We start from the raw sequence: 12,952 nt of genomic DNA, 5'->3' as shown, positions 1-12,952 counted from the left end.
TTACGGCAAGCGGGATTTTTTTTGTGAAAAAGATAATGACAATGTGTAAAGACAGATGTAAACTTATACGGTAATCATTTTCGATTTGAGGTGCTGCTTATGAACAAACAACCTGCCGTTACTCCGCGCAAACTTCTGGCCATCGCCGGAATGGGCTGGCTGTTTGATGCAATGGATGTCGGAATTTTATCGTTTATTATCGCCGCGCTTCACGCTGATTGGAATTTAACGCCTGATCAAATGAAATGGATCGGAAGCGTCAATTCCATCGGTATGGCAGCGGGCGCCTTTGTATTCGGAATGCTGGCTGACAGGATCGGACGGAAAAAAGTGTTTATGATCACGCTGTTGCTCTTTTCTGTCGGAAGCGGCATATCCGCTTTCGCAACGGGATTGACAGTTTTTCTCATATTGCGTTTTCTGATCGGAATGGGGCTTGGCGGGGAGCTTCCTGTCGCCTCGACGCTCGTGTCAGAAGCGTCCGCCCCTGAAAAGCGGGGGAGGATCATCGTGCTGCTTGAGAGCTTTTGGGCGGCGGGCTGGCTTCTTGCGGCGGTTATTTCTTACTTTGTCATACCGGCATTCGGGTGGCAGGCCGCGCTGCTCTTAACGGCGCTTGCAGCGTTTTATGCGCTGTATTTGCGGAGAAGCCTTCCGGAATCACCGGCGCATCAGGCTTTATCGCAGAAAAAAAGTATACGCGGCCAGGCGGGAAGTGTCTGGGTGAAACCGTATATCCGGCCGACGGTTCTGCTGTCTGTCGTTTGGTTCTGCGTCGTCTTTTCCTATTACGGCATGTTTTTGTGGCTGCCGAGCGTGATGCTGATGAAAGGCTTCAGCATGATTGAGAGCTTTGAATACGTGCTGCTGATGACACTTGCCCAGCTTCCCGGATATTTTTCAGCGGCGTGGCTGATCGAAAAAGCGGGGCGGAAGACCATCTTAGTCATCTATTTGCTCGGAACGGCGGGCAGCGCTTATTTCTTCGGTGCCGCAGATTCATTGGGTATGTTATTGGCGGCCGGCATGCTGCTGTCCTTCTTCAATCTCGGCGCGTGGGGCGTGCTTTACGCCTATACACCGGAGCAGTATCCTGCGGCGATCCGTGCGACCGGCTCCGGGACAACGGCGGCCGTCGGCAGAATCGGCGGTATTTTCGGCCCGCTTCTCGTCGGATCGCTTGCAGCCCGGAACGTTTCGTTTACAGCTATTTTTGCCGTCTTTTGTGCGGCCATTCTGATTGCCGTCATCACCATTCTCATTCTCGGAAAGGAAACGAAACAGACAGAGCTTGCGCAATGAGCACCCTTTAGGGGTGCTTTTTTTTGGAGACCTATATTTTTCCTTAATATTCCTTATTTTTAGGAGGAGGAAACTCCTTTAACTAGGACAATGTCGCAAAGAAATTCTTGTAATTGTAAAAAAAGGATAGGAAATCAGTTTGCAGCAGATTTGATGGAAACGTTCTCAAGCCTGATAAAAGCCCGGTTTCCTTTGTGATTTATCCTCATTAAGGAGGATTAGAGAGTATTTAGAAGCATACCAGAGGAAAATCAGACACATGGATGTTTTTAAAGTAATGATACAAAATAACAGGGATTATGATGTTTGTTTGACTTATTACAAACGTGTTACGGTATTAAGGATTGCTTATTATGGAGGGAAAATATGAATTCGGATGAGAAACCAATTAAGATAAAAGTCGAAAATGTATCCAAAGTTTTCGGAAAACAGACAAAAAAAGCCATTCAGATGCTGTCCAGCGGAAAAAACAAAAAAGAGATCCTGAAAGCTACCGGATCAACCGTTGGTGTCAATCAAGCAAACTTTGATGTTTATGATGGGGAGATATTTGTCATCATGGGTCTATCGGGGAGCGGTAAATCAACTTTAGTGCGGCTGTTAAACCGGCTTATTGAACCGACTGCCGGGAATATCTATATTGATGGTGACATGATAACAAATATGTCAAAAGACCAGCTCCGGGAAGTGCGCCGGAAAAAAATCAGCATGGTCTTTCAAAAATTTGCGCTGTTTCCGCACAGAACGATTCTTGAAAATACGGAATACGGTTTGGAGCTCCAAGGCGTTGACAAAAAAGAGCGTGAGCAAAAAGCGCTTGATTCGCTTAAGCTTGTCGGTCTTGAAGGCTTTGAACACCAATTCCCCGATCAGCTCAGCGGAGGAATGCAGCAGCGTGTCGGCCTTGCCCGCGCATTAACGAATGATCCTGACATTCTTCTGATGGATGAAGCTTTCAGTGCGCTTGATCCGCTGATCCGTAAAGATATGCAGGATGAGCTTTTAGACCTTCATGACTCTGTCGGCAAAACGATCATCTTTATCACGCATGACCTTGATGAAGCATTGCGCATCGGCGACAGAATCGTGCTGATGAAAGACGGTAACATCGTTCAGATCGGGACACCTGAAGAAATTCTGATGAGCCCGTCCAATGAATACGTTGAAAAATTCGTTGAAGATGTTGATTTATCAAAAGTTCTGACAGCGGGCCATATCATGAAGCGCGCTGAAACTGTGCGGATTGACAAAGGGCCTCGTGTAGCGCTGCAGCTGATGAAGAACTTGGGTATTTCTTCTATTTACGCCGTTGATAAACAGAAACAGCTTCTCGGCGTCATTCACGCGGCGGATGCGAAAAAAGCGGTGGAATCCGACTTATCGCTTCAGGATATTTTAAATACTGAATTTACGACTGTGCACGAAAGCACCTACTTGACGGAAATTTTCGATGTCGTGTCTGATGCGAATATTCCGATTGCCGTCACGGACGATAAGAACCGCATGAAAGGCATTGTCGTAAAAGGCGCATTAATCGGCGCGCTTTCAGGCAATAACGATTATATAAATGTTGAAGATTCTGCTGAACAAGCTCAGGATTCTTCTGTTCAGGGGGTGAAGTAAATGGACAGATTGCCTAGAATTCCGTTAGCAGATATCGTTGATCGGTTTGTTGACTGGCTTACCATGACGTTCGGAGGTTTCTTTGACGGAATCTCAAACGGTTTGGCCGCTTTCGTAAACGCGATTGTGAGCGGTTTAGGTTTCATCCCGTCTATTTTATTGACTGTTATTTTTGCAGCTCTCGCTTGGTGGATCAGTACGAGAGGAATTGCACTCTTTACGTTAATCGGATTCCTTGTTATTGATTATTTGGGTTATTGGTCGCCGATGCTGCAAACGCTGGCGCTTGTCGTCACATCTGTTTTGATTTCCATTATTATTGGGGTTCCGATCGGCATATGGGCGTCTCAGAAAGAAACGGTCCGCCGCATTGTCACACCGATTCTGGATTTAATGCAGACCATGCCGGCTTTCGTATACCTGCTGCCTGCCATTTTCTTCTTTAATATCGGGGTTGTGCCAGGCGTTGTGGCATCTGTTATTTTCGCGATGCCTCCGACGATCCGCATGACGGTTCTCGGTATTAAACAAGTTCCGGCTGATCTGATTGAAGCGACTGAAGCGTTCGGTTCAACGACGTCTCAGCGTCTGTTCAAGGTTCAGCTTCCGCTTGCCACAAAAACCATTCTTGCCGGTATTAACCAAAGCATCATGCTTGCTTTGTCAATGGTCGTTATCGCGGCCATGGTCGGAGCGCCGGGTCTCGGTTCTGAAGTATACAGCGCCGTGACACAATTGAAAACCGGTGTCGGAGTGGAAGCGGGTATCGCGATCGTCATCGTAGCGATTACACTCGACCGTATCACGCAAAACATTAAAGTGAAGAAAAAGAGCAGGGGGAATGCCTGATGCTTAAGAAAATCATCGGTGTCGGGGTTACCGCTGCGCTGGCTCTTTCTTTGGCTGCCTGCGGTTCGCAGACTGATGGTCAGGCAACGGCTGCGGATCAGGTGAACAAAACCATTATCGGTATTGATCCGGGCTCGGGAATCATGGCCCTGACGGACGAGGCCGTGAAGGATTACGGATTGAAAGACTGGAATGTCGTCACAGCATCAAGCGCCGCCATGACGGCGACATTGAAAAAATCATATGACCGGAAAAAGCCGATCATCGTAACGGGCTGGACGCCGCACTGGATGTTCTCCAGATATAAGCTGAAGTTCCTTGATGATCCGAAAAAAACGTACGGAACTGCCGAGCAGATTCATACGATTACAAGAACCGGCTTCAGTAAGGAACAGCCTAACGCGGCCAAGGTTCTCAGCCAGTTCAACTGGACGCAGGACGATATGGGAGAAGTCATGATTGCCGTTGAAGAAGGCGAAAAGCCGGCCAAAGCCGCTGCTGAATATGTGAAAAAACATAAAGATCAAGTAGCTCAATGGACAAAAGGCGCTCATAAAGTAAAAGGTGATAAAATCAACCTGGCTTATGTCGCGTGGGACAGTGAAATCGCAAGTACGAACGTGATCGGAAAAGTATTTCAAGACCTCGGCTATGACGTGAAGCTGACGCAAGTGGAGGCAGGCCCGATGTGGACTGCGATTGCGACAGGCAGCGCGGATGCGTCACTGTCTGCTTGGCTTCCGAACACTCATAAAGCATATGCGTCTAAATATAAAGGCAAATATGAAGATGTGGGAACGAGTCTGACAGGCGTCAAGATGGGTCTGGTCGTTCCTCAGTATATGAAAAACGTCAATTCAATTGAAGATTTGAAGAAATAAACGAAGAAAAGCAGCCCGGTGACGGGCTGCTTTTTTTATGCTTCAAACGATGCGAGGACGGCGGCTGTTAATATCTCAACACCTGTAAAGATGGCGCTTCGGTCAAATGTCATATGAGGATGGTGGAGCCCCGGCTGAAGTCCGCACCCAAGGCCGAGCATCGTCGTTTTCAAGTTCGGCACCTTCAGTCCGTAGAAATGAAAATCCTCTCCTCCGGTTGTCACGAGAGGCTCATCCACATGTTCTTCTCCGAGAATGCCGCTTATTGCAGACGCCATGATGGTTTCCGCTTCTTTGTTTCGCTCGGCTGCCGGGAGGCTGTGTTCTTTTTGCAGTTCGATCTTTGCGCCGAATGCGGCAGCTGCCGCCTCGCAGGCTCTTTCGGTTTCGGCGGTTAATTTCTCCATGGCGGCATTGGTTTGCGCACGGAGATCAAGGCTGAAGGAGGCTTTTCCCGGAATGATATTGGAACTCTCTCCGCCTGCCTGAAGCTTTGTCATCTTCACCGAATGCGGAATGCCGGGATCGAGATGAATGAAGCTGAGTTTCTGCACGAGAAGGGCGGCGATTTCAATACTGTTAAGCCCGAGATGCGGTCTCGCGCCGTGGGCTTCTTCTCCGATAATCAGGCCTTCAATATGCTGGCTTGAGCCATGCAGAATGGAGGGGGCGCATCGGCCGTTTGCCGTTTCCTGTACGGGGCGTACGTGCACGCCGTATAAGTAGTCAACATCATCAAGCACGCCTTTTTCAATCATTTTCAGCGCCCCGCCGCCTTTTTCTTCTGCCGGCTGAAAAATAAAGCGGATGGTTCCCTTCGGAAGCTTCGGCTGACTCTTTAAAAGCATCATCGTGCCGAGCGCCATCGTCATATGTGAATCATGTCCGCATGAATGGTTGGCCTGAAAAACACCGTCCACTTCCTGCCACAGCGCGTCAATATCCGCCCGGACAGCCACAACGGGGGAGCCTTCTCCGATTTCGCCGACAACTCCGGTACAATCATCAAACGTGCGGGTCCGGCAGCCGGCCGCTTTCAGTTTTTCAGCCAGATATTCAGTCGTTTGATATTCTTTCCAGCTTACTTCGGGATGGGCGTGCAGATGGTTAAAAATATCCATAATGACTTGTTTGTCATGCTCTGTGAGTCTGTTCATGCCGTAAGTCCTCCTTCAAAAGCTGTCTGTTTTTTATTTTTGATATTGAAACAGGCAATCGGTCTGTATATAATATAGCACATATCTGTATTTTCTGAATAGTTTATAAATTTAAAGCGGGATGGTGATGTTATGGCTGTGCCGAAGACCGAACCTGTATTGAAAAAGAAAAAAATGTTTGTCATGCCCGATGCTTATGTGCTGCTGTTCATTGTCGCTTTACTTTGCGCGATAGCGTCGTACATCGTTCCCGCTGGAGAATTCGACAGGGTGACAAAGGGCAGTGTGACGTCTGCCGTCCCTGGAAGTTATCATTCTCTGGATCAGTCCCCGGTCAGCCCGATCGCCTTTTTTACCGCGATTCAGGAAGGGATGACAAGTTCCGCACCGATTATCTTTCTGATCCTGTTTACGGGCGGCACCATTGCGATTTTAGAGAAAACGGGCGCCATCAGTGGATTGATTAATAACGTGATCAGTACGTTCCGCACAAAACAGCTGCTGTTTATTGCGATTGTCGGATCTCTATTTTCGATTCTCGGTACAACCGGCATCGTCGTCAATTCCGTAATCGGTTTTATTCCGATCGGCCTGATCGTCGCCCGTTCGCTGAAATGGGATGCCGTGGCCGGAGCAGCCGTCATTTATATCGGCTGTTATGCGGGGTTTAACGCGACGATTCTATCACCTTCACCGCTCGGGTTATCACAAAGCATCGCGGAGCTGCCGATGTTTTCCGGCATCGGCCTGCGGATTGCCGTCTACATTTGTTTTCTGCTATCATCTATTTTATATATTTATCGGTATACGAGAAGACTCAGAAAAGCAAAGGACGCCAGTCTGTTAGGGAACGATTGGTTTCCGGCGGCAGGCTCAATCCGGCAGGTTTCTGATCAGGAGGACAAGCATGTCCCGTTTACTGTCCGCCATAAGCTGATTCTGGCTGTTGCGGCTTTGTCGCTTGCCGGCTTTTTGTACGGTGCGCTAACCCTTGGCTGGTCTGATTCAGAAATGGCCGCCGTGTTCATTTTTATCTCGATCGTGTCCGGACTGATTGCGGGGATGGCGGCAAATGATATCGCAAAAACGTTTATCACAGGCTGCCAGGGTCTCGTTTACGGCGCGCTGATCGTCGGAATGGCGAGAAGCATTTCCGTTATCCTGGAACACGGAAAGCTGCTTGATACGGTAGTTAATGGACTTGCGTCACTGCTCCACGGTTTCAGCCCGATGGCAGGCGCAATCGGAATGTATATTTCCAGTGCCCTGCTTCATTTTCTGATTTCATCAGGATCGGGGGAGGCGGTCGTATTTATACCGATTTTGGCTCCGCTTGCCGATCTGATGGGCATCACGAGACAGGTGGCAGTTGAAGCGGTCATGCTCGGAGAAGGCGTTGTAAACTGTGTCAATCCGACATCGGGCGTATTGATGGCCGTACTGGCCGCAAGCGGTATTCCGTACGTAAAGTGGCTTCGCTTTATGGTTCCGCTGGCGCTGATCTGGTTTGTGATCGGACTGGTGTTTATCTGCATAGGCGTTTTGATCAAATGGGGTCCTTATTAAACGTTTTTGTCAATGATATTTCGGTTTATCATTATGAATCGGCAAGATATAATGGGAGTTGTAAGCCATTCTTAAAAGTACGGGAGGAAGTCATGAATCAGCGTCGGAACCGACTTTCAAACGTGAATGGAAAGAGTGAGAGTGTGAAAGAGAAAGAACGAATGATTTGGTCAGAAGTCGGAATGCTTGTGGGCACACTGTCTTTGCTTGATATCATCGTACGCGGACTTGTCCTGAACTGTCCGTTTAGGGAATGGGCCGGAAGCTTGGCGGTTTTCTTCATTATAATTGTTTATTATTGTATCAGAGCAGGAGCGTCGGGAATGCTCATGCCGAGAATAGACACCAAGGAAGAACTGCGAAAACGAGTGAAGCAGCAGCGGATCGATTCAATTGCGGTCGCTTTTGCGGCAGCTGCGCTTACGATATACGATAGGGGGCTGCCCCATACATTCTTTGCTTGGCTGAAAATGATCTTTCTTTTTATCGTCTGCGGAGGCGTTCTGTTTTTGCTTCGGTATGTCATTGTGAAGCTGTCTTACAGAAGAGCGATAAAAGAAGTGAAAAAGAAATCATCTTGATAGGTGGTTTCTTTTTTTGTTGATCTGATAGGAATATAGATTTGATTTCACTCTGCCACGTTGCTTTGATAGAGAGAGTGTGATAAGTTGAAATGAAAGCGTTAACAAAATTCTCCAGTCTTCACACCATTCGAAAGGAGGAAGCTGAAGAAAGGGTAAGAGGAATTTTTGACTCCGCAGTCAGTCTTAAAAAAAATCAAATAAGGAGTGTCAAAAATGTTTGAAAAACGATTCAAAACCTCCTTACTGCCGTTATTCGCCGGATTTTTATTGCTGTTTCATTTGGTTTTGTCAGGGCCTGCGGCTGCAAACGCTGAAACCGCAGACAAATCAAATGAGGTGACCGCATCTTCAGTCAAAAGCGGAACCATCCTTCATGCCTGGAATTGGTCGTTCAATACGTTAACACAAAATATGAAAGATATTCGTGATGCGGGCTATGCGGCCATTCAGACGTCTCCGATCAACCAAGTTAAGGAAGGGAACCAAGGAGATAAAAGCATGAGGAACTGGTACTGGCTGTATCAGCCGACATCGTACCAAATCGGCAACCGTTACTTAGGAACTGAACAAGAATTTAAGGACATGTGCGCAGCCGCAGAAAAATATGGCGTAAAAGTCATTGTCGATGCGGTCATCAATCATACGACCAGTGATTATGGCGCGATTTCTGACGAGATTAAGCGTATTCCAAACTGGACCCATGGAAACACACAAATTAAAAATTGGTCGGACAGATGGGATGTCACTCAAAATTCGCTGCTGGGGCTGTATGATTGGAATACTCAAAATACTGAGGTGCAAACCTATCTGAAACGCTTCTTGGAAAGAGCATTAAATGACGGAGCAGACGGATTCCGCTATGATGCCGCCAAGCATATAGAGCTTCCGGATGACGGGAATTACGGCAGCCAATTTTGGCCGAATATCACAAATACAGCGGCGGAATTCCAATACGGAGAAATCCTGCAAGACAGCGCGTCCAGAGATACTGCTTATGCGAATTATATGAATGTGACCGCTTCAAATTATGGGCATTCCATCAGGTCCGCCTTGAAGAACCGCAATCTGAGTGTATCGAATATTTCCCATTATGCATCTGATGTGTCTGCGGACAAATTGGTCACATGGGTGGAATCCCATGATACGTATGCCAATGATGAGGAAGAGTCAACATGGATGAGCGATGACGATATCCGTTTAGGCTGGGCAGTGATCGGTTCCCGCTCAGGAAGTACACCTCTTTTCTTTTCCAGACCTGAGGGCGGAGGAAATGGTGTAAGATTTCCCGGAAAAAGTCAAATAGGCGATCGCGGGAGCGCCTTATTTAAAGATCAGGCGATCACTGCGGTCAATCTATTTCACAATGTCATGGCCGGGCAGCCTGAGGAACTCTCGAATCCGAATGGAAACAATCAAATCTTTATGAATCAGCGCGGCTCAAAAGGCGTTGTGCTGGCAAATGCAGGATCGTCTTCCGTTGCCGTCAATGCTTCAACGAAATTACCTGACGGCAGGTATGATAATAGAGCCGGCACCGGTTCATTTCAAGTAACGAACGGTAAACTGACAGGCACGATCAATGCCAGGTCCGTGGCTGTTCTTTATCCTGACGATATCGGAAATGCGCCTCATGTCTTCCTCGAGAATTATCAAACGGGGGCAGTCCATTCTTTCAACGATCAGCTGACGGTCACCCTGCGTGCAAATGCGAAAACAACAAAAGCCGTTTATCAGATCAATAATGGGCAGCAGACGGCGTTTAAGGACGGGGACCGATTAACGATCGGAAAAGGAGATCCAATCGGCACGGCATACGATATCAAGTTAACCGGAACGAACAGCGAGGGTGCAGAGAGAACCCAAGAATACACGTTTGTCAAAAGAGACCCGTCTCAAGCCAACATCATTGGCTATCAGAATCCGGACCATTGGGGCCAGGTAAATGCTTATATCTATAAGCATGATGGAGGCAGGGCCATAGAATTAACCGGATCGTGGCCGGGGAAAGCCATGACTAAGAATGCTGATGGAATTTACACGCTGACGCTGCCTGAGAATGCGGATACGGCCAACGCCAAAGTGATTTTTAACAATGGCAGCGCCCAAGTGCCCGGACAGAACCAGCCCGGCTTTGATTATGTGAAGAATGGTTTGTATAACAATTCTGGTTTAAATGGCTATCTTCGGCATTAATGAATAGAGAAATCAGGATTTCTCAGAATGCCTGACTAAGCGCCGCCTTCAATAATTTTTAATCAAGCTGAAAAGATGACAGAATCCTAAAACCCAACCGTTTTAGGATTCTGTCAAAAATCTGAGGGGTTTTCAAGACAAAACTTTTCTCTTGCAAAAGTTTGTGAAATAGTGCACAATATAAATGTGAAATACTTCACAATAAAAACAGACACCACGAAACACTGGAGGATAAGCATACATGATGAACGAACGAGTGAACAAAGTAGCATTAATCGGAGCAGGTTTTGTTGGAAGCAGTTATGCATTTGCGTTAATTAACCAAGGGATCACAGATGAGCTTGTGATCATTGATCTAAATAAAGAAAAAGCCATGGGAGATGTCATGGATTTAAATCACGGAAAGGCATTTGCGCCTCATCCGGTGAAAACATCTTATGGAACGTATGAAGATTGCAAGGATGCCGATATCGTGTGCATCTGTGCCGGAGCCAACCAAAAGCCGGGCGAAACGAGACTTGAGCTGGTCGAAAAAAATCTCGCCATTTTCAAAGGCATTGTCGGTGAAGTCATGGCAAGCGGATTTGACGGCATCTTCCTCGTTGCCACAAACCCGGTCGACATTCTCACTTATGCGACATGGAAATTCAGCGGTCTGCCGAAAGAACGCGTCATCGGCAGCGGCACGACACTGGATTCTGCGAGATTCCGTTATATGCTGAGTGAATATTTCGGAGCAGCTCCGCAAAACGTACACGCCCACATTATCGGCGAGCACGGCGATACCGAGCTTCCTGTATGGAGTCACGCCAATATCGGCGGAGTGCCGGTGCAGCAATTGCTGGAGAAAAATGCAGCTTACAAACAGGACGAGCTGGATCAGATCGTTAACGATGTGAAAAACGCCGCCTATCATATTATTGAGAAAAAAGGCGCGACATATTACGGAGTGGCGATGAGCCTCGCCCGCATCACAAAAGCGATTTTGCGTAATGAAAACAGTATTTTAACCGTCAGCACATATCTGGACGGGCAATACGGTGTAAACGACGTCTTTATCGGCATTCCGGCCGTCGTCAATCGGAACGGTATCGCCGGTGTGACGGAACTTGAGCTGAATGAAACAGAACAGGCTCAATTCAGCCATAGCGCAAACGTGCTGAAAGACATTCTCGCTCCGCATTTCGCGGAGTAAACAAAAAAGCAGTACATGGCAAATGCCATGTACTGCTTTTTTTAATTCGCTTTTTTCGCCATTTCCTGAGAGGTTTTCACTCTCGCTTTTCCCATAAACAAAATGGTGATGGCCGCGATGACGATCGGCGCCAGAGCAAGCGTGAATACATACGTGATGCTCTGCGACATTGCGTCAATAATTTGATCCAGAATGTGCGGCGGAATATGAGCGCGCGTGCCGGCCTGGAAAATGTCCTGAGGATTTCCGATATTCTGCATCGCGCCGCCCGCTCCTTTCATGCCGCTGAATGAATCGGTCAGCTTGTTGGTAAACACATTCGTCTGGATGGTTCCGAAAATCGTCACACCGAGTGTCATGCCGAATGATCTCAAAAACGAGTTTGTTGAGTTGGCGCTTCCGCGGTAGCGCGGCTCGAGATTGTTCATGGACGCTGCCGGCAGCAATGAGAAGTTGAAGCCGACGCCGAATCCAGAGATCAGCATGAATACCGTCAGCATCGTGCGCGCCGTATCCGGAGTCATATTGGAAAGCAGCAGCATTCCGATAAAGAAAGCGACCACGGAGATCAGCATCAAATTACGGAACCGCACTTTCGTCTGGAAAATTCCGCCGATCATACTTCCGATAACAGAACCGATCATCATCGGCGTCAAAATAAAGCCCGCGCTTGTCGCGGTGCTGCCGTACACAGCCTGAACGAAAATTGGGATAAATACCGCTAAAATCACAAATGTCGCTCCGTAAAGGAACGCCAGAATCTGTGCCGTGGCAAATAAACGGTTTTTAAACATCCAAAAAGAAATAATCGGTTCTTCCGCTTTTCTTTCTACAATGAAAAAGGCGATAAAGAACACGGCGAACACAGCGAACAGACCGATGATCTGAACGGAGTCCCAATCATACGTTTTCCCGCCGAGCTCAAGAGCGAACATCAGACCGACAATGGAAACCACCAGCGTAATCGCGCCGGCCCAGTCGATTTTCTGTTTCTTGTGCTCAAGTGATTCTTTATAATAACGAAGAATGAAAAATAACGATAGGATGCCGATCGGCACGTTGATGTAAAATACCCAGTGCCAGCTAATGGAGTCGGTAATGAGCGCGCCTAAAAGCGGTCCGAGAACGCTGGACAGGCCGAAAACGGCGCCGAACATCCCCGACATTTTTCCGCGTTTTTCAGGCGGAAATAAATCAAAAATGATGGTGAAAGCGATCGGCATCAGCGCGCCTCCGCCGATTCCCTGAATGACGCGGTAAATAATGAGCTGGTCCATTGTTTGGGCGATTCCGCATAATGCCGATCCGATTAAGAAAAGAATAAGACCGAATAAAAAGAAACGTTTCCGCCCGTACATGTCGGACAGTTTTCCGTAAATCGGCATACCGGCCATAACGGCTACCATGTATGATGCCGTCACCCACGCGAACTTATCGAAACTTCCGAGGTCCGCCACGATATTTCCCATCGCGGTGGCAACGATTGTATTGTCCATAGCCGACATTAAAATGCCCAGCAAAAGGCCGATGACGACAAACTTCGTCGAGGCGTCCTTCGCGGCTGTTTGTTCCATGCTTTTTCCTCCTATACTTACTTTTGAT

Annotated in this window: 10 protein-coding genes; 8 read left to right on the top strand and 2 right to left on the bottom strand. The window is 47.8% G+C overall.

Annotated elements, in window-relative coordinates; all coding sequences use genetic code 11:
• Window positions 1–99: 99 nt before the first annotated feature.
• The 4 genes from ACQE26_RS02730 (at window position 100) to ACQE26_RS02715 (ending at window position 4,655) form a co-directional block, all read left to right on the top strand.
• Window positions 100–1,302 (top strand): MFS transporter, encoded by a 1,203-nt coding sequence (locus tag ACQE26_RS02730; protein WP_438421155.1) that lies wholly within the window; start codon window positions 100–102, stop codon window positions 1,300–1,302.
• A gap of 366 nt (window positions 1,303–1,668) precedes the next feature.
• A complete protein-coding gene (gene opuAA, locus ACQE26_RS02725; RefSeq protein ID WP_060963659.1) occupies window positions 1,669–2,925 on the top strand; it encodes a glycine/proline betaine ABC transporter ATP-binding protein OpuAA in 1,257 nt (418 codons plus the stop codon).
• Window positions 2,926–3,774 (top strand): glycine/proline betaine ABC transporter permease subunit OpuAB, encoded by an 849-nt coding sequence (opuAB, locus tag ACQE26_RS02720; RefSeq protein WP_003156639.1) that lies wholly within the window; start codon window positions 2,926–2,928, stop codon window positions 3,772–3,774.
• Entirely contained in the window at window positions 3,774–4,655 is an 882-nt protein-coding gene (locus ACQE26_RS02715) for a glycine betaine ABC transporter substrate-binding protein (RefSeq protein ID WP_099744967.1), read from the top strand. Before opuAB ends, ACQE26_RS02715 begins: the two co-directional genes overlap by 1 nt.
• 35 nt (window positions 4,656–4,690) lie before the next feature.
• On the opposite strand, the gene ACQE26_RS02710 is transcribed toward ACQE26_RS02715, so the two are convergent.
• Window positions 4,691–5,812, bottom strand: coding sequence for a M20 peptidase aminoacylase family protein (locus tag ACQE26_RS02710; protein WP_500470608.1), 1,122 nt, complete (start codon window positions 5,810–5,812; stop codon window positions 4,691–4,693).
• A 132-nt stretch (window positions 5,813–5,944) separates the two neighbouring features.
• Between ACQE26_RS02710 and ACQE26_RS02705 the strand changes: the two genes are divergently transcribed.
• The 4 genes from ACQE26_RS02705 (at window position 5,945) to ACQE26_RS02690 (ending at window position 11,350) form a co-directional block, all read left to right on the top strand.
• Window positions 5,945–7,378 carry a YfcC family protein gene (locus ACQE26_RS02705; RefSeq protein WP_060963657.1) on the top strand — a complete coding sequence of 478 codons (1,434 nt, stop codon included), beginning with the start codon at window positions 5,945–5,947 and terminating at the stop codon, window positions 7,376–7,378.
• A gap of 92 nt (window positions 7,379–7,470) precedes the next feature.
• Window positions 7,471–7,959 (top strand): DUF6773 family protein, encoded by a 489-nt coding sequence (locus tag ACQE26_RS02700; protein ID WP_500470606.1) that lies wholly within the window; start codon window positions 7,471–7,473, stop codon window positions 7,957–7,959.
• A gap of 216 nt (window positions 7,960–8,175) precedes the next feature.
• On the top strand, window positions 8,176–10,155 hold the full coding sequence (amyE, locus tag ACQE26_RS02695) for an alpha-amylase (RefSeq protein ID WP_500470605.1): 1,980 nt from the start codon (window positions 8,176–8,178) through the stop codon (window positions 10,153–10,155).
• A 241-nt stretch (window positions 10,156–10,396) separates the two neighbouring features.
• Entirely contained in the window at window positions 10,397–11,350 is a 954-nt protein-coding gene (locus tag ACQE26_RS02690) for an L-lactate dehydrogenase (protein ID WP_060963654.1), read from the top strand.
• A 41-nt stretch (window positions 11,351–11,391) separates the two neighbouring features.
• Here ACQE26_RS02690 and ACQE26_RS02685 read toward each other — a convergent pair whose 3' ends face one another.
• Complete coding sequence (locus ACQE26_RS02685; RefSeq protein ID WP_500470604.1) at window positions 11,392–12,924, bottom strand: MDR family MFS transporter; 1,533 nt, start codon at window positions 12,922–12,924, stop codon at window positions 11,392–11,394.
• Window positions 12,925–12,952: the final 28 nt, after the last annotated feature.

The sequence above is a fragment of the Bacillus sp. 5RYD7K genome (genome assembly GCF_059831465.1).
This window is presented reverse-complemented; position numbering and strand designations above follow the sequence as displayed.

What these genes read in the sequence shown, in the direction of transcription:
- ACQE26_RS02730 (WP_438421155.1), top strand. Translation starts at nt 100, where the DNA reads ATGAACAAACAACCTGCCGTTACTCCGCGCAAACTTCTGGCCATCGCC.
- opuAA (WP_060963659.1), top strand. Translation starts at nt 1,669, where the DNA reads ATGAATTCGGATGAGAAACCAATTAAGATAAAAGTCGAAAATGTATCC.
- opuAB (WP_003156639.1), top strand. Translation starts at nt 2,926, where the DNA reads ATGGACAGATTGCCTAGAATTCCGTTAGCAGATATCGTTGATCGGTTT.
- ACQE26_RS02715 (WP_099744967.1), top strand. Translation starts at nt 3,774, where the DNA reads ATGCTTAAGAAAATCATCGGTGTCGGGGTTACCGCTGCGCTGGCTCTT.
- ACQE26_RS02710 (WP_500470608.1), bottom strand. Translation starts at nt 5,812, where the DNA reads ATGAACAGACTCACAGAGCATGACAAACAAGTCATTATGGATATTTTT.
- ACQE26_RS02705 (WP_060963657.1), top strand. Translation starts at nt 5,945, where the DNA reads ATGGCTGTGCCGAAGACCGAACCTGTATTGAAAAAGAAAAAAATGTTT.
- ACQE26_RS02700 (WP_500470606.1), top strand. Translation starts at nt 7,471, where the DNA reads ATGAATCAGCGTCGGAACCGACTTTCAAACGTGAATGGAAAGAGTGAG.
- amyE (WP_500470605.1), top strand. Translation starts at nt 8,176, where the DNA reads ATGTTTGAAAAACGATTCAAAACCTCCTTACTGCCGTTATTCGCCGGA.
- ACQE26_RS02690 (WP_060963654.1), top strand. Translation starts at nt 10,397, where the DNA reads ATGATGAACGAACGAGTGAACAAAGTAGCATTAATCGGAGCAGGTTTT.
- ACQE26_RS02685 (WP_500470604.1), bottom strand. Translation starts at nt 12,924, where the DNA reads ATGGAACAAACAGCCGCGAAGGACGCCTCGACGAAGTTTGTCGTCATC.